Below are 16,375 nucleotides of genomic sequence, written 5' to 3' on the forward strand. Positions count from 1 at the left end.
GAACGGCACATGGGTGCTCAAGTCGTGATGGGAGCGATGCTCCAATGCAGCTTCGGGATGGCGCCCTCGTCGCTGATGGTGCTGCCCGTGAACCGGATCATGGCCACCACGCCCGCGGCGAACATCATGGACAACAAGCCGTTCCTGAACGTGCTGCCCTTCGGCATGTGCCAGTCCCTGGCCAACCCCATGGTGGCGGCGGCGACCGCGGCGGCCCTCGGCGTCCTCACCCCCATGCCCTGCATCCCCGCCACCGCGGCCCCCTGGGTGCCCGGGTGCCCCAAGGTGCTCATCGGCAACATGCCGGCGCTGGAGAGCAACTCCAAGTGCATGTGCAGCTACGGCGGCGTCATCCAGGTCGTCTCCCCCGGACAGATGGTGGCCATCGATGGGTAGCCCCGCGCAGGTGTTGGAGGCCGTCGACTTCACGCTGCTCGACGTGGAGTTCACCACCGCCCCCGTGCCGCTCGACGAGTCCGAGGGCCCGGATCCGCGCCTGGAGGCCATCACCGGCTTCGTCGCCAAGAGCGAGTACGCGGACGCGGCCCGTGCCGCCGCGGGGCTCCTGCGCCAGGGCGTGCGCGACGTGCGCGTGGTGGGGCCGTACCTCTTCGGCCACTTCGTCGCGGAGGGCATGAAGGCGCTGCCCGTCCTGTTCCGCTCCCTCAAGCGCACGCTGACGGAGAACTGGGACTTCTTCGGCCCGATGGAGAAGAAGCTCGTCTTCGCGGACACCGGCCTGCGCTGGCTGCTGAAGATGATGGGCAAGCACCTGGAACACCACTCGCGCCTCAAGGACGCGCAGTGGCAGGCCTGGACCGCGCCCGGCAATCGCGAGCCCATCGAGGAAGCCCTGACCCTCGGGGACCCACTCATCGCCGCGCTCGCCATCCTGCAGAAGCCCGCGTGCATGGACGCCATGCGCTCGCTGCTGGGCGCGCTGCGCTCCCACGCCCAGGGCGTGCCCTTCCTGCCCCCGCCGGAGGAGCCCCAGCCCGAGGCCCCGGAGCCCGAGCTCGCCGCCGCTCCGGACGAAGAGGAAGAGGACGACGAAGGGGAGGAGGAAGAGGAGGTCCGCCCCGCGCGCCGCAAGAAGGCCGTCCGCCAGGTGGAACAGGACTCCGGCCCCAGCGTGCCCATGTCTCCCGCGCTCGCGCTGCTGGTCCGCAAGCTGTCTGCCTTTGAGGCGCTGGTGGAGAAAGAGGACTACTCCAAGGCGAGCGTCATCGCCGTGGACGTGCTCGCCACCGTGGAGCGCTTCGACCCGCGCGTGTTCCTGCCGCAGCTCTTCTCCGGCTTCTTCAATGGCCTGGCACAGCACGCGGAAGCCATTGAACCCATGCTGCACAACACGGAGACGCTGTCCTTCCGCGCCATGGATCAGCTCTACCGCGTGGACCTGGACGCGTTCCTCGTCGCCCAGCAGCGCCAGCCGCGCGGCGGCGGCTCGGAATTCGACGAATAGCCCCCATGGCACTGGAGCGCGAACAGCCGAACCGCAAGCTCACCGTCGAGGAGCGCATCAGCGAGCGCATCCGCAGCTTCGACGTGCCGGCCCTCCTGGACCTGCTCGCCAAGGAAGGCTACGGCGAGGCGGAGGTGGAGTTCCGCAGCCACCGCAGCACCGTGCACCAACCCCACCTGGTGCATGCCATTGAATTCACCCGCCACCCGCGCAAGCGCGTGGTGATCACCGTCAACCTGGGCCTGCTCAGTCTCCAGACGCCGCTGCCATCCTTCCTCTTCCAGGCCATGGATCGCCTGGAGCAGGACACGATGGCTGACTTCCTGGGTTACTTCGACCACCTGTTGCTGCGGACCCGCTTCGCGGGCCAGTTTCCTGATCGCGACGAATCCCTGCTGCCCGGCTGGGAGCACTCCACCGCGCACCGGCTGCGCCTGCTTCGCCTCGCGTGCCCCAGCAGCCTGCACTGGCTGTTCGCCAAGGTCTTCCCGGAGGCGGAGGTGGTGGTGCGCCGCGAGACGCGCCGCCAGCGCATCGAAGCCAAGGGCATCCGCCTGGGCGCCGCCGCGCTCGGAGACGGCAGCGCGGTGGGCGGCTTCGCCACCGTTCCCACGGGCGGGGTGGAGGTGCGGCTGTTCCTCAACGAGCCGCACTCCGGCACCGGCACCCCCTGGGCCGTGGAGGCCCGCCGGCGCCTCAACGCCCGCATCCTCCCGAGCCTGGCGGAGACCCCGCTCGTGCTCGCCGTCATCCTGTGCCTGCGTGATCAGAGCAGCTACGCCCGGCTCATCGACGGAAGTCACCTGGGCTACGAGCCGCTGGTAGGCGGTCCGGAACAGACCCAGGAGGTCCTCCTGTTCACGGGGGACACCGCTCAACTGCGATCATCGGAACCCCGGTAGACCTGTCATGTCGGCTGGTTGACGGGAATTCCTGATCGCGCCTAGGCTGTAAATGTTCACTCGGCAGGGCGTACTCCCGGGGCGGCTCCAGTAGGACGGGGGGAATCAAACGCTCTGCGATTGTCAGGGAGTCACCGTGGCCATTCAGGACCAGCTTCCCAAATCCCGCATCACCCTCACGTACCGGACCACCATCAACGGCGAGCAGGAGACGGTGAACCTGCCGTTGCGCCTCCTGGTCATGGGCGACTACTCGCTGGGGACCTCCGAGGACCGCAAGACGGACCTGGAGACGCGCAAGCTGCGCTCCGTGGACGGCCGCAACCTGGACGAGTTGATGAAGGACATGAAGATGTCCGCCAACTTCCAGGTCGCCAACCGCATCAACCCGGACGTGGAGGAGGAGCTGAACGTCACGCTCCCCATCGACCGGATGAAGTCCTTCCACCCGGATGAGATCGTCAAGCACGTGCCGAAGCTCAAGGCGCTGCTGCTCCTGAAGACGCTCCTCGTGGAGATGCAGTCGAACATCGACAACCGCAAGGACCTGCGCCGCGAGCTCTACGAGCTGTTCTCCAAGCCGGATGCGCTCAAGGAGCTGCTCAACGAGCTGAAGGGCTACGAGACCATGCGCCTGCCCGCCGGAGAGACGGCGAAGACGGACGCGCCCGCCGCCGCCGGTGCCGCCGCCGCCGCTGGCAAGCCCGCCGGGGGTGCCGCCGCCGCCACGGCCGCGGTCGCCGCCACCGTCGCCGCGGGCGCCAAGCCCCCGGCCGCTTCCTGATCCGCCTTCCCAACCCCTTCGACTTCTAAAAGGACTCCGCCATGGCTGAGACCACCTACCTGAAGCGCCTGTTCACCAGCGTCCGGCTCGATCCGCCCCAGGAATCGGCGCCGATGATCACCACCAACTTCGCGCCCGCGGGCGACGAGCAGCAGGTCACCCTGGAGAGCCGCTTTCTCTCCAGCGTCGCCGCGCTGCTGCAGAACGTGGCCCCCGTGGAGGGCCCGGACAACACCGCCCGCTTCGACAAGGGCCAGGTGCTGGACGTCATCAGCCGCATCGATCGCATGATCGACGTGCAGATGAACGAGATCCTCCACAACGACACCTTCCAGAAGCTGGAGTCCACGTGGCGCGGCCTGGAGGACCTGGTCGACCACACCAACTTCAAGGCGAACATCGCCATCGACATCCTGGACGTCGCCAAGGATGAGCTGGCGGAGGACTTCGAGAACAACTCCAGCAACATCTTCGCCGGAGCGCTGTTCGACAAGGTCTACATCCAGGAGTACGACCAGTACGGTGGCCGTCCCTTCGGCGCCATCGTCGGCCTGTACGACTTCTCCTCGTCGCCCGCGGACCTCACCTGGCTGCAGCGCATGGCCAAGGTCTCCAACGCCGCGCACGCGCCGTTCATCTCCGCCGTGAACCACAAGTTCTTCGGCTGCGAGACCATCGAGGAGATGGAGGCCATCAAGAACCTGGAGGGCGTGCTCGCCCACCCGCGGTTCGGCCGCTGGAACGCGTTCCGCGACACGGAGGAGGCCGCGTACGTGGGCCTGACCTTCCCGCGCTACGTGCTGCGCCTGCCCTGGCACCCGGACAAGAACCCCTGCGACGTCCTCAACTTCACCGAGACGGCGCGCGGCGACTCCGACAAGTACCTGTGGGGCAACTCCGCCATCCTGCTCGCGCGCAACATGGTGAAGGCGTTCGAGATCAGCGGCTGGTGCCAGTCCATCCGCGGCCCCAAGGGCGGTGGCCTCATCTCCGGCCTGCCCGTGGACACGTTCTCCCTGCGCGGCCAGGAGGAGATCAAGGCCCCGGTGGAGATCGCCATCCCGGACTACCGCGAGTACGAGTTCGCGCGCAGCGGCTTCATCCCGCTCGTGTACCGCAAGGGTTCCAGCGACGCGACGTTCTTCAGCACCCAGTCCGCCAAGGTCGCCAAGACGTTCAAGGACCCCAAGGACTCGGAGAACTCGCAGCTCGTCACGAACCTGGCCTACACGTTCTCCATCACGCGTCTGGCGCACTACGTGAAGTGCATCATGCGCGACAACATCGGCAACACGGCGGACGCGCCCTACATCCAGCGCCAGCTGGACTCGTGGCTGTCCAACTACGTCACGACCGTGGCCAACCCGGACGACCTCACCGTGCGCCGCTTCCCGTTCAAGGCGAGCAGCGTGGCGGTGTTCCCGCGTCCCGGTGAGATCGGCTGGTACGACTGCAAGCTGGCCGTGCTCCCGCACATCCAGTTCGAAGGCCTCAACGTGGAGCTGATGCTCGAGTCGCGGCTCGGTTAAGCCGCATCCCACCTGGGGCAGGTGAGTGCCTGCCCCGCTTACCCTGGAGTGACAGATGCCCCAGTTTTCGCGGAACCTGGACGTGTATCAGGGCTTCAACTTCAAGAAGGACAAGCAGTCCCCCGTGGGCTACATCACCGCCATCACCATTGGTGGCCAGGCCCTGGCGCCGGATCAGGAGACCATCAAGGATCCTGAGAACCCGGACGCGGCCATCGGCGACAAGGTCGTCGCGGTGCTCAACCACTACCTGTGGGAGACGGGCGTGACGGACGCCATGTACTTCTCCGGCCAGGTGTCGGTGGCGAACAAGCAGAAGGTGGCGGAGATGCTGCTGGGCAACTTCAGCAACATTGAAGTCAACTTCAAGTACGTCATCTACGAGTACGACCCCATCGGGAAGAAGTACTTCAAGTCCAACTTCCTGGACGCGGAGATGAAGGGCCTGCTCGAGAAGAACGGCGACGACCTGAACATGTCCGTCGCGGACAACGAGTCGCGCGAGGTCCAGTCTCCCAAGAACTTCACGTTCCAGATTGGCATCAAGCCGCAGGCAGCCGAGCAGTCGCTGAACCTGGCGACCTCGTCCGCCAAGAAGATCGCGAAGAAGTGGGGCATCACCGAAGCGGCCGCCAAGTAGCGTTGGCCGCGGTCTGAGTCTAAACCGGGCTGGGAGCAGGTCTCGCTCCCGGCCTGGGTCAGGCGGGTGGAAGGAAAGAACGGCGTATGCAGCGGTACAAGCTCGCACGGGTCCGCTGGCACGTAGGCCAGACGCTTCTTCCGGAGCATTTCGTCGCGCAGGAGGACGCGCTGGACGCGGAGATCCGCCTCCATGCCACCCTGTCCGGCCTGCCGTCGTACGGCATCGCGAACATGGCCTGGAACGAGTCGCTCCTCCAGAGCGGCAGCCTGTCCATCTCCGCGCTCACCGTCGTCACCAAGGCCGGGGACCTGATGGACGTCCCGGGCAACTCCGTCATCGCTCCGCTGTCGCTGGAAGCCGTCGGCAAGACGGAGTTCATCGTCTACCTGCACGTGCTGAAGGAGACCGTCAGCGCGGAGGGCATCCGCCTGTACGCGGATGATCCGCCGGTCATCCAGCGCGTGCTGCACAAGCTGCAACTGTCCACGGAGCCGGTGCTGGACGGGACCGTCGCGTCCCTGGGGCTGGCCGCCGTGTCGCAGGACGAGGACGGCGCGTGGCACACGTCCGCGGACTGGGTGCCCGCGCTCCTGCTCGTGGGGCCCAACCCCTTCCTGGAGAAGCTGCTCTCCACGCTGGATGATCTGCTGGATCAGGTGCGCCAGCAGCTGCTCACCAACATCTCGGACACGTACCTGCGCACGGACCGGCTCACCAACGCGCGCCGGGCGCTCTTTGAAGTGCAGCGGCTCATCGCGCTGCGCCGGGACATGTTCCGGCAGGTGTACGTGCACCCGTACCACCTGTTCGACGCGCTTCGCCGGCTGTACTTCGAGGCGTGCTGCTACCTGGAGATGCTCCCGGACGAGCAGATGCCGGTGTACCAGCACGAGGGGCTGAACGAGGCCCTGGGCGGGTGGATCCGCCTGCTCCAGCGCAGCTTCCAGCCCGAGGCCACGCGCTCCACGCACAAGGCCTTCCAGGCGAAGGAAGGGCAGTACCAGATGACGCCGCTGCCGCCGGAGATCCGCTCCGCCAGCGAGGCCTATCTCCTGGTGCAGCGCACCCAGCCCGGCGAGCGCACGCCGCTGGACGGCGTGAAGCTGGCCAGCCCCACGCGGCTGCCGCTGGTGCGCCGCCAGGCCCTGAAGGGCGTGCCGTTCAAGCACGTGCCGTATCCGTCCTTCCCGCACGCGCTGGGGCCGGAGATTGACTGGTACCTGCTGAGCAACGGCGAGGAGTGGCAGCACGCGCTGCGCGAGGACGGCCTGGCCTTCTACGTGACGCCCGCGCTCCGGGGCGCCCAGACGTCGCTGTTCTGGCGGAGGAGCTAGTCGCCATGGCGCGCGCACCGTTCCTGGACAAGTTCGCGACCCGCAGGGAGCGCACCAACTCGCGCGACAGCCTGGAGCACGTGATGCGCAACATCGAAGCCGTGCTCAACACGAAGAAGGGCTACGGCTTCTTCATGCATGATTTCGGGCTGGGCGGGTACACGGAGAAGCTGGGCACGCGCGAGCTGGTGGAGGCGCTCACCGCGGAGATCCAGCAGGAAGTCACGCAGCACGAGCCCCGGCTGGTGGGGCCGGAAGTGAAGCTGCGCGGCCGCGACAGCTCGCTGTGGCTGTACTTCGACTGCAAGGGCACCTTCAACGGGCAGCCGTGTCACCTGTCGCTGTTGTTCCACTCCACCACCGGCCGGGTGCGCGTGCAGGCGGAGGACACCTGATGGCCTTCGCCGACCGCCTGGACCTGGGCCTGACGCTCACCATCGGCGGGACGGCGCACGCCATCCCCTCGGCGGACGTGCTCGCCTTCGAGTTGGACCTGCACGGCTGGGGGCACGAGGGGAGGGTGGAGTTCCGCGTGCTCGACGAGACGGGCCACGGCGGACAGAAGCAGGACAAGCTGCTCGCGGACTTCCTCAAGCCGGACCTGGTGGAGGTGGCGCTGGAGCTGAAGGCCGTGCACTCCGATACGGCGACGAAGCCCACCTTCACGTCGCTGAAGGTGAAGGGGCTGGTGCAGGACAAGTCCCTCACGGAGGAGGGCGTCGCCCAGGCCAAGGGCGCGGGCATCACCTACCGGCACTACACCGTGCGCTTCGTGGACCCCGCGCGGCTCCTGTGGAAGCAGCATTACCCGTGCGTGCTCTACACGCAGAAGACGCTCCAGGACGTGCTGGACGCGCACAAGGGCGACAAGATCACCCTGGCCAACGAGTGGGACGCGCAGCTGGCCAAGACGCTGCCGCTCATCTTCCTGGGCCTGTCCCCGGAGTCCGGCGCCAGCTTCTACGACTTCGTCGTCTGGTTCGTGCACACGCGCAACGGCGCGCTGGCGTACGACTACACGGCGCAGGGCTATCAGCTGCGCGCGGCGAAGGACGCCAGCCCCACGCCCCTCACGCTGCGCGCGGCGGACGTGGACCGCGTGTCGGTGGTGTTCCCGGAGGTCGCGCGCCACGACGTGGCCATCCTCAACGCGGCCGCGGAGAGCCCCAAGAACCAGGCCATCACCAACGCCCAGGCCGTCACCGGCGTCCGTCAGGACGTGCTGTTGCGCACGGACATCGCGGACGACGTGCAGGCCCGCGCCACGCTGGAGACGGCCCGCCTCAAGGTGCGCGGCCTGGAGGTGGAACTCACCTGGAACCGCTTCCCAGCGGTGGCCTTCGCTCCGGGCGCGCTGGTGAAGGTGCCGGACACCGCCGGTTGGACGGCGGCGGGCGTGCCGGTCACGCAGGACTTCCGGGTGCGCCGGATGCACCTGCGCGCGGATCCGCTGCCCGTGGAGGAGGGGGAGATCCCGGCGGGCGAGCAAGGGGAGGAGCCCACGCGCCGACCCAAGCCGGAGAGCCGCTATCTCATCTCGTTCACCACGCGGCTGGAGAAGAAGGCCGAACTGCACACGGATCTGCCGCCCTTCACCGCGCCGGTGTTCCCGCGCTTCGTGGAGGGGCTCATCGTCAGCGAGGTGGGCGAGAAGAAGGACGAGACCTGGCAGGCGTACACGGACGACGCCACTTCGCTGGACAGCTACAAGGTGAAGCTGCCGCTCTTCGCCAACCAGATCATCCAGGTGCCCTTCAACGCGAACCTCCAGCCGGGGCACTTCTACTTCCCGGCCTACAAGGGCGCCCGGGTGCTGGTGGCGCTGGACTTCCTGCGCGCGTGGCTCAAGCGCAACCTGGACTGGCGAGCGGGCGCGCGGCTGCCCTCGGACGGACAGGGCGTGCACCTGCTCGTCGGCAAGACCACGACGAGCGGCACGTCCATGAGGCACTTCTACGAGGACAACAAGCCGCTGTGGCGCCTGCAGCGCACGAACGAGAGCGACACGGAGAAGGTCGAGCTCAAGGAAGGCAACCTGCTCATCCTGGTAAAGGAAGAGTCCGCCTGAGGCGGGAGGGACGATGGGAGCTTCAGGACCGGGAGCGGCAGGAACGCTGGTCTGCAAGATCGAACTGGACAAGAAGGGGGGCATCACCGTCCAGGTCGACAACGGGGATGATCAGATCACCCAGACCATCGTGATGGACGGCACCAGCATCACCATCACGGTGAAGGGCCCGCAGGAGACGAGCACCTACGTGCAGAAGCAGGACAGCATCGTGGTGACGGTGAAGGACCTGACGTTCGACACCGACACCATCACGATGAAGTCCAAGGGCGTCTCCAAGTGGAACAGCCAGGACACGTTCACGGTGGAGAGCACCAAGGACATGACGCTCAAGACGAGCGCCAAGCTCACGCAGACGGCCACCAGCGACGCGAAGCTGTCCTCCAGCGCGAACGTGAACATCGAGGCCACGTCCAAGCTGGCCATGAAGGGCAACATGGGCGCGGAGATGGTCACGTCCGGCGGCGAGGCCAAGGTGGACGGCGTGACGCTGAAGCTCGCCGGCAAGACGCAGGCGGAGATGTCCGGCGCGATGACCAAGGTGTCCGGCACCGGCAAGCTCGATTTGGAGAGCTCCGGCATGGCGAACCTGAAGGGCTCCATCACCAGCGTGGGCGGCACCCTGGTGAAGCTGGGCTGAAGACGACTGACTCACACATGGCAACGACAGACGTACGGCGGGAGAGCGGGCGGTGAAGGACTTCTCTGAGAAGATCTACCTGGATTTCCTGTCGGAGTTGGACGGGCTGGAGCGCTTCCGTCAGCGCTTCCAGGAGCGGCACCCGGCGGCTCCGTTGGATCGCGAGGACCCGGACGTGCGCCGCCTCATCGAGGCGATGGCGTTCTTCTCCGTCCAGACGCGGCACGCCACCCTGCACAACCTGCGCTCCACCTGGCGCCGGCTGTTCGCGGGCTTCTTCGACTTCCTCCTGGAGCCCGTGCCCGCCACCGCCATGGCGCAGGCCGTGCCCACGGAGAAGATGGTGGAGCCGGTGCTCCTCACCCGGGGCACGGAGCTGCGCCTGACGCCCGCGGAAGGGGTGGCGGGCTCCTTCCGGCTCCAGCGCGACCTGCGCGTGCTGCCCATCTTCCTCAAGGGCACGGACGTGGTGCCGCAGGTGCGCAGCGGCCACCGGCTCATCCTCCGCTTCGAGTCCCGCTTCGCGCGCAAGGACGCCATCGACGTGCTCAGCCTGCACGTGCGGCACCTGGACGACTACCGCTCGTCGCTGGCGGTGTTTCATGCGCTGCGCAAGCACGTGAAACAGGTGAGCGTCGTCTACGACGAAGAGGCGGATGAGCACTCCGTGGGCAGCCCCTGCGAGGTGTCCTTCAACCGCGACCCGCCCGCGCCGGACGACAGCGGCCTCTACGCGCACCCGTTCCAGCGCCTGCGCGCGTTCTTCCAGTTCCCGGAGCAGCAGCTCTTCGTGCACGTGAAGGTGCCGCCGCCGCGCGGCAGCTCCTGGATGCGGTTCTGCATCTGCCTGGACCTGGACAAGGACTGGAACGTCGGCCGCTCGCTGCACCCGGACTTCTTCCAGCTCTTCACCGTGCCGGTGGTGAACCTCAAGGCGGAGCCCGCGCAGGTGGTGGTGGCGGACGGCACGCGCGCGGAGCACCCCATCATCAGCATGAGCGCGGGGCGCGAGTTCACCCTGCACTCGGTGACGGGCGTCTTCGAGATGACCAAGGCGGGCCTGGCCCCGCTGCGGCCCGCATTCCTGCCCGGCAAGGGCCCCAGCTACGAGGTGGACGAGACCTTCGACGAGAAGCTCGCGTCCCGGCAGAGCCTCATCGTGCGCATGCCAGAGGCCTTCACGGCGCCGCGAAAGATTGTCTTGGAGGCGCTGTGGCACCAGCCGCAGTTCTCCGCACAGGCGGCGGGCAGGGTGGAGGTGTCCGTGCCGGGCCGTCACATCGAAGGCTTGAAATGGCAGACGGTGGGCAGCCTCCAGCCACACCGCGACAGCGTGCTACGGGATGATGTCGAGGCGTTGACCCAATTCCTCGCGTGGAAGGCCAAGCCCACGCTGGGCCGCGACGAGGTGGTCGCCCTGCTGGGTCACCTGGGGACCCCCGCGGAGAGCCCGTTCCGCCGCGTCCTTCCATGGCTCAAGGAGTTGAAGTTCAGTGTGGTGCCCGACAGCGCGCTCAAGGGTTCGGGGATCCGCCACGCTTACGAGGCCGTGATGGAGCCCTTCGACCAAAGCTTCGAGCCTGTCGTCATCTGCTTTCTTGAGCAGTTGAGGGACCTGCTTGATGCTTGGAACAACGAGGCGACTGTTGATCTCAAGGCCTCGGTGGCGGGATTGGGACCGCTACAGCTTCCAACATAGACAAACACACGCATGAAACTGGAGCATTGGAACTCACTCCTGGCCACGCAGCGTCGCGTGCGCCAGCTCCTCGACCGGGCACTGCCCGCCGAGCCCGCCCCCGGTGCGCGCCGGCCGCAGGGCAGGGTGGGGCCGGAGGCACTGGGCCACCTGGAGCAGGCGCTGATGGTGGAGCTGGAGCGCCTGCGCGCCGCGTTCGGCGCGGACATGCGCCCGGACGAGGTGGAGGATTTGATCCGTCCCTTCGTCTACTTCCTCGATGAGTGGGTGCTGCGGCGGCTGGCGGACGCGGAGCAACATCTCTGGCCGCTCCTGCAGCAGAACCTGTTTCAGGTTGATGCAGGCGGAGACCTCTTCTACGACTTCGTGGAAGAGAAGTTGCGTCGCAACGATACGCCCCCCATCGTCTTCGAGATGATCCGCTTCTGTCTGGCTGCGGGCTTCACGGGCCGCCTCGTGGGGCAGCCGGAGCGCATCCGCGAACTCAAGGACCGCATCTCCGAGCGCATCCCGCAGCCGGCGGCCATGGCGCCGTCCGCGCCGGTGGTGCCCGCGGCGGTGCCCACCGTCTATGACTTTCCGGTGCACTACTACGCCGTGACGGCGGCCATCGTGCTGGGGCTGCCCATCTTCCTGTGGTGGGTCTCCAATTGAGGCCCTTCCCGACACACGACGCACGGCCTCCCGCGCCGGCTCCCAAGGCTCCACCCAAGACGCTCGCGCTGCTGGACGCGCTGGAGCAGCAGGTGGGCTCGGAGCTGGGGTCGCTGAAGGAGGGCGTGCAGCCGCTGCTGGACTCCGTGCGCGAGGGTCTGGTGACGTTGGATCCACCGGGGGATGGAATGCTTCCGTCGCCGCAGGAGCAGGAGAAGCTGCGCGCGAAGCTGACATCCACGCTGGAGGAGGCGGAGGATGTCCTCGAAGCGCTCCAGCTCGCTGTGAAGCCGGGCGGAAGGAGCGGCGGCTGACGTGGGCGCGCTCCAGTCCATGCTGGCGGCATTGAAGGCCCACTGGGTGCTCGTGTTGGGCATCGTGGTGGTGCTCGCGGCCATTGGCGTGGGCGTGACGCTCTGGTGGCGCAAGCGGCAGCAGCGCGGCCCGTCGCTCGCGGGCGAGCAGAAGCCGCTGGCGGCCGGGCAGCTGCTGGCCATCCGCAAGCAGTTCCTGGCGAAGCTGCCGTGGCGCTTCCGCGCGTCCGTGCGGGACTTCCCCACGCTGGTGGTGCTGGGCCCGGCGGGCAGCGGCAAGTCGGACCTCATCGAAGCGGAGGTGGACTGGGAGCGGCAGCAGCGCCAGTTCATGCCCAGCTACACGGACGACCCGCTCCTCAAGATGTTCCTGGGGCCGGAGGTCGTGGTGCAGGAGCTGGCCGCGCCCGTGCTGGAGGACGACTCGCGCCACGCGCGGCGTGCGCTGCGCCGGCTGTGGAAGGCCACCTTCGGGCGCCGGCACGTGGGCCGCGCCGTCATCGTCCTGAAGGTCAACTGGCTGCTGGAGACGTCTCCGGACGAGGTGAAGCGCGTCACCCAGCTGCTGCGCGGCAAGGTCAATCTCTTGTCGGAGGTGTGCCAGTCACCCGTGGAGACGCGGCTGGTCCTCACGCACATGGACACGCTGGACGGCTACGCGGACTTCGCGCAGCTGCTGCGCAAGAACGGCGTGCCGCTGGAACTGACGGTGCCGCCACCCGGCAGGGAAGGGGAGCTGGGGGAAGCGCTCCAGCCCATGGAGAAGTACCTGGCGCTGGGGCTCACCTCGCTGTCGCCGGACGCGTTCGAGCGGCTGGCGGCCTTCTACTCGCGCGGTGGCGAGGCGTTCGCGGCGCTGGGGCGCTTCGTGTCCACGCTGTTGGAGGGCGGCTCGCTGGCGTACCCGCTGAAGCTCCAGCGCGTGTACCTGTCCGCGGGAGGGGCGGATGCCCAGCCCACCGGGGCGCTGGCGGTGCAGGCGGATCAACCGGCGGAGCTGCTCGTCCGGGACTACCGCTGGACGCACCTGCGCCGGTGCGCGGCCATCCTCGCGGTGGGGTGCCTGCCGGTGCTGCTGGCGTACGGGCACTTCTACCGGTTGCTGATGCGCGCGCAGGACAAGCTGGACGTGTTCCAGGTGACGGTGCAGCGGCTGGAGGATCGCAACCAGAGCGTGTCCGGCTCCGTGGTGGAGTCCCAGACGACCGACGCGGTGAAGGCGATGGAGGACCTCTGGGGCGCCACGCGCTTCTGGCCGCCCCTGACCCACAGCTTCACCGACGAGTGGGAGGAGCTGCGGGCGCGGCTCGCGCGCAGCATCCGGATGTCCTACCTGAAGCCGATGCTGGAGAAGTGCCAGGACCAGTGCCGGCGCTGCCCGAGCCTGATTCCCGGCTGCCAGCCCGCCCCCGCCTTCGCCAGCCGGGGCACGCGCGCCACGCCGCTGATCCCGGCGTCCCCAGTGGATGACAGCTGTCACATGGAGACGCTGTGCCGTCCGGAGCAGGTGCTCTACACGCTGGGCGTGCTCTACGCCTCGCGCAAGGAGGACCTGGGCCAGTTCGTGCTGCGCAGCGTGCACGGGACGCACAAGAAGCAGCTGGGGTGGACGACGGAGGCCTTCGGGTTGAGCCTGGCCAGCACCGACCAGGAGCACAACTGGCTGGAGGCGATGGGCCTGGCGGAGCCGATGATCGCCAACTACGTCATCGCCAGCGACAAGCCCTTCGACGAGAACGTCCCCTGGACGCGCTGGCCCTTCGCCTGGCTGACGATGGACGGCCTGCTGGGCCCGTGGCGCGACCACTTCATGCAGTTGCAGGACACGCTGGCCGCGAAGGAGCTGGACCTGGCCCGCTGGCGCGCGCTGGCGGATGACCGTGAGCGCCTGCGCGCCTCGCTGGCGGAGAGCGCGCCGTACAGCTCCGCCCGCAAGGTGATGGACCTCATCAACGCGTCGGACGCGGAGCCGGACGCCAGCCAGCTGAAGGGCGTGGGCAGCCTGTTGGACTCGCTGGACTGGCTGCGCCAGAACCGCCAGACGCTGGAGGCCATCCTGCGCATGGAGGACGAAACGGACGCCGCCCTGCGCGCCGCCGCCCGCATGACTCCCGCGGAGCTGCTCACCCGCGCGGATGGCCTCTTCGCCCCCAGCGACGGCGACGCGCGCTACCAGGTGGAGGTCCTCCGGCGCGACTTCGAGTTCCGTCCCATGGACGTGTCGCGGCAGCTCTTGGACAAGACGCTGCGCTCGCTGAAGGAGACGGGTCGCACGCCGTTCAACGCGGATTCGTTCAACCCGCGCGCGGGCGAGACGACGTCGGAAGTGGCGACCGAAGGGGTGGGAGACGACGACACGGAGTTCGCCAGCGGGCAGGTTCCGGTGGTGGGCAAGGTGCTGGGCAAGGCCGCCTTCGATGCGCAGCTGGCCCCGTTGGTGGACGAGTTCACGGAGCGGCTCGCCAAGTCCAGCCTGTCGCGAGAGGAGGCCGTGGAGCGCGCCACCTTCGTGCAGGGCAAGGTGCAGACCTTCGCGAAGCGCTACGGCCAGGACCTCTACGCGACCTACCGGGGCTACCGCTTCCGCACCACGCCGCGAGGCTCGCTGTCCAGCGACCTGTCCGTGCTGCTGCAGCCGTCATCGCCGCTGGAGGCGATGCTGCGCGACGTGGCCACCCGCGCCGGCGTGGGTCCGCTGGAGAGCGAGTACTACGCGCCCATGCGCGACGCGGTGGCGCCCTTCAAGCCGATCGTGCAGCTGATGACGCCGGACAAGAGCGGCGCGATTGTAGAGCTGGCGGCCTACACCACGCTGGTGTCGCAGCTGCAGCAGGAGTTGTCCGGCGCGAAGCCCGCGGCCGCGAAGCCCGCGGCGCCCAAGGATCCCGCGGCGCCTGGAGCCGCTGGCGCGACGGCGTCCTCGGCGGGGTCGCAGCTGGCGGAGATGCTGTCGCCGGTGGGGCGCGTGGCGCTGAGCATGCTGCTGGAGGAGGAGGACTCGTATCTGCGCCGGGTGGACGCGTGGCTGGATCAGCACGGCCTGGTGGGCGAGTTCCGTCAGCCGTTCCGCCAGCCCTTCATCGTCGTGCGCAACCGGGGCCGTTCGGAGTTGGAGCGCGTCATCGCGGAGCAGTGGACCTACCAGGCCCGCCGCACGCTGGACCCGCTGGTGAAGCGCTATCCGTTCAACCCCAGCGCGTCGCTGGAAGTGGATCCGGTGGAGCTGGAGGTGCTGCGCCGCAAGGACGGGGCCTTCTGGGGCTTCGTCACGCAGGTGCTGGCGCCGGTGGTGGAGGAGCGCGGGACGGACTGGTCGGTGCGCTATCCGCTGAAGTCCCGGCTGCTGCTGCCGCCGCGCATGCTCTCCGCGCTGGGCCAGCTGGGCCGCCTGTCGAAGCTCCTGTGGGACGACGAGGGCAAGGCCCGGCCCATCGCCATGCAGGTGCGTCCGCTGCCGCTGCCGACGGCGCCCACGCCGGACAGCTTCGTGACGCTGTCGTTCCTGAAGTGCGGCGGGGCGGCTTCGTTCGGCTTCAACCAGCGGCCGGCGTGGGGTGAGTTCCCCCTGAGCTGGTGGAGCCCGCAGCCGTCGTCCATCGGCGTGGAGCTGCGCTCGCCGCAGCGGGATGGAAAGCGCTACCGCTCCATGGAGATGTCCGAGTCGTCCTGGAACTGCTTCCGCCTGCTGGAGTCCGCGACGCTGACGGACCAGTCGAACGTGGTGTGGGTGCTGCCGGGTCGCGGGTTGGCGGCGAACGAGAAGGTGCTGGAGATCAGCTTCGGGTTGCGCGGCGAGCCTTGGGCGCCATTCCGTGGGGTGGTGCCATGAAGGACAGGAGCGTGAGGCTGGCGGCGGGTCTGGTGACAGCGGTGGTGGTGGGGAGCTGCGCGGCGCCCAGCCTGACGGTGAACGTCAATGCGCCCGCGGGCACCAACCAGGGCCGGCCGCTGTACATGCTCATCCGCACGGTGTCGAAGACGTCGATGACGGAAGGCTACGCGGACGTCGCGGCCAAGGTCATCAGCCCGGACGACTCCGTGCTTCAGACGGTGGTCATCTACCCGAGCCGGACGAAGCAGGTGAAGATCCCCCTGCCGCCGGAGCAGGCGGTGGCGGTGAGCTTCCTCTTCACCACGCCCAACGGCGCGTGGCAGGCGCTGCTGGACGTGCCGGTGCCCAAGACGGTGGACATCGAGCTGCAGGAGAGCCGCATCCGCACGGACCTGCAGAAGAGCCTGTCCGCCCAGGACTCCGAGCCGGCCCCGGTCGGCCCGCCCAAGGCCCCGGAAGCGCCCAAGGCGCCCGAGCCGCCGGTGACCCTGGCCTCTCCCAAGTAGGAGCC

15 protein-coding genes are annotated in these 16,375 nt (G+C 68.1%); all 15 read left to right on the plus strand.

The window, feature by feature from the left end:
• Positions 1–9 precede the first annotated feature (9 nt).
• The 15 genes from D7X99_RS07780 to D7X99_RS07850 all read left to right on the plus strand — a co-directional run bounded on the left by D7X99_RS07780 (position 10) and on the right by D7X99_RS07850 (position 16,370).
• On the plus strand, positions 10–396 hold the full coding sequence (locus D7X99_RS07780) for a DUF4280 domain-containing protein (protein ID WP_120599259.1): 387 nt from the start codon (positions 10–12) through the stop codon (positions 394–396).
• Entirely contained in the window at positions 389–1,465 is a 1,077-nt protein-coding gene (locus D7X99_RS07785; RefSeq protein ID WP_121777203.1) for a type VI secretion system protein IglI family protein, read from the plus strand. Before D7X99_RS07780 ends, D7X99_RS07785 begins: the two co-directional genes overlap by 8 nt.
• Before the next feature lie 5 nt (positions 1,466–1,470).
• Entirely contained in the window at positions 1,471–2,367 is an 897-nt protein-coding gene (locus tag D7X99_RS07790) for a hypothetical protein (protein WP_120579049.1), read from the plus strand.
• Between the two features lie 136 nt (positions 2,368–2,503).
• Complete coding sequence (tssB, locus tag D7X99_RS07795) at positions 2,504–3,151, plus strand: type VI secretion system contractile sheath small subunit (RefSeq protein WP_121777204.1); 648 nt, start codon at positions 2,504–2,506, stop codon at positions 3,149–3,151.
• Positions 3,152–3,192: 41 nt separating this feature from the next.
• On the plus strand, positions 3,193–4,680 hold the full coding sequence (tssC, locus tag D7X99_RS07800) for a type VI secretion system contractile sheath large subunit (RefSeq protein ID WP_121777205.1): 1,488 nt from the start codon (positions 3,193–3,195) through the stop codon (positions 4,678–4,680).
• A 55-nt stretch (positions 4,681–4,735) separates the two neighbouring features.
• On the plus strand, positions 4,736–5,320 hold the full coding sequence (locus D7X99_RS07805) for a hypothetical protein (RefSeq protein WP_120599257.1): 585 nt from the start codon (positions 4,736–4,738) through the stop codon (positions 5,318–5,320).
• 86 nt (positions 5,321–5,406) lie between these two features.
• A complete protein-coding gene (gene tssK, locus D7X99_RS07810; protein WP_120579045.1) occupies positions 5,407–6,657 on the plus strand; it encodes a type VI secretion system baseplate subunit TssK in 1,251 nt (416 codons plus the stop codon).
• Between the two features lie 5 nt (positions 6,658–6,662).
• On the plus strand, positions 6,663–7,052 hold the full coding sequence (locus D7X99_RS07815; protein ID WP_120579044.1) for a GPW/gp25 family protein: 390 nt from the start codon (positions 6,663–6,665) through the stop codon (positions 7,050–7,052).
• Positions 7,052–8,725, plus strand: a complete 1,674-nt coding sequence (locus D7X99_RS07820) for a hypothetical protein (protein ID WP_121777206.1) — start codon at positions 7,052–7,054, stop codon at positions 8,723–8,725. The genes D7X99_RS07815 and D7X99_RS07820 overlap by 1 nt, the downstream gene beginning before the upstream one ends.
• Positions 8,726–8,738: 13 nt before the next feature.
• Positions 8,739–9,365 carry a hypothetical protein gene (locus D7X99_RS07825; protein ID WP_120598871.1) on the plus strand — a complete coding sequence of 209 codons (627 nt, stop codon included), beginning with the start codon at positions 8,739–8,741 and terminating at the stop codon, positions 9,363–9,365.
• Positions 9,366–9,417: 52 nt separating this feature from the next.
• The gene (locus D7X99_RS07830) at positions 9,418–11,064 is read left to right on the plus strand and encodes a type VI secretion system baseplate subunit TssF (protein ID WP_121777207.1); all 1,647 of its coding nucleotides are present in this window, start codon (positions 9,418–9,420) and stop codon (positions 11,062–11,064) included.
• A gap of 12 nt (positions 11,065–11,076) precedes the next feature.
• Positions 11,077–11,718: a DotU family type IV/VI secretion system protein gene (locus tag D7X99_RS07835; RefSeq protein ID WP_121777208.1), complete on the plus strand. Its 642-nt coding sequence runs from the start codon at positions 11,077–11,079 to the stop codon at positions 11,716–11,718.
• On the plus strand, positions 11,715–12,032 hold the full coding sequence (locus D7X99_RS07840; protein WP_233613183.1) for a hypothetical protein: 318 nt from the start codon (positions 11,715–11,717) through the stop codon (positions 12,030–12,032). The genes D7X99_RS07835 and D7X99_RS07840 overlap by 4 nt, the downstream gene beginning before the upstream one ends.
• A 1-nt stretch (position 12,033) precedes the next feature.
• Positions 12,034–15,861, plus strand: a complete 3,828-nt coding sequence (locus D7X99_RS07845; RefSeq protein ID WP_121777209.1) for a type VI secretion IcmF C-terminal domain-containing protein — start codon at positions 12,034–12,036, stop codon at positions 15,859–15,861.
• Positions 15,858–16,370 (plus strand): hypothetical protein, encoded by a 513-nt coding sequence (locus D7X99_RS07850; RefSeq protein ID WP_147476061.1) that lies wholly within the window; start codon positions 15,858–15,860, stop codon positions 16,368–16,370. The genes D7X99_RS07845 and D7X99_RS07850 overlap by 4 nt, the downstream gene beginning before the upstream one ends.
• Positions 16,371–16,375 lie beyond the last annotated feature (5 nt).

The organism is Corallococcus sp. AB032C, assembly GCF_003668935.1.
Lineage (GTDB): Bacteria > Myxococcota > Myxococcia > Myxococcales > Myxococcaceae > Corallococcus > Corallococcus exiguus.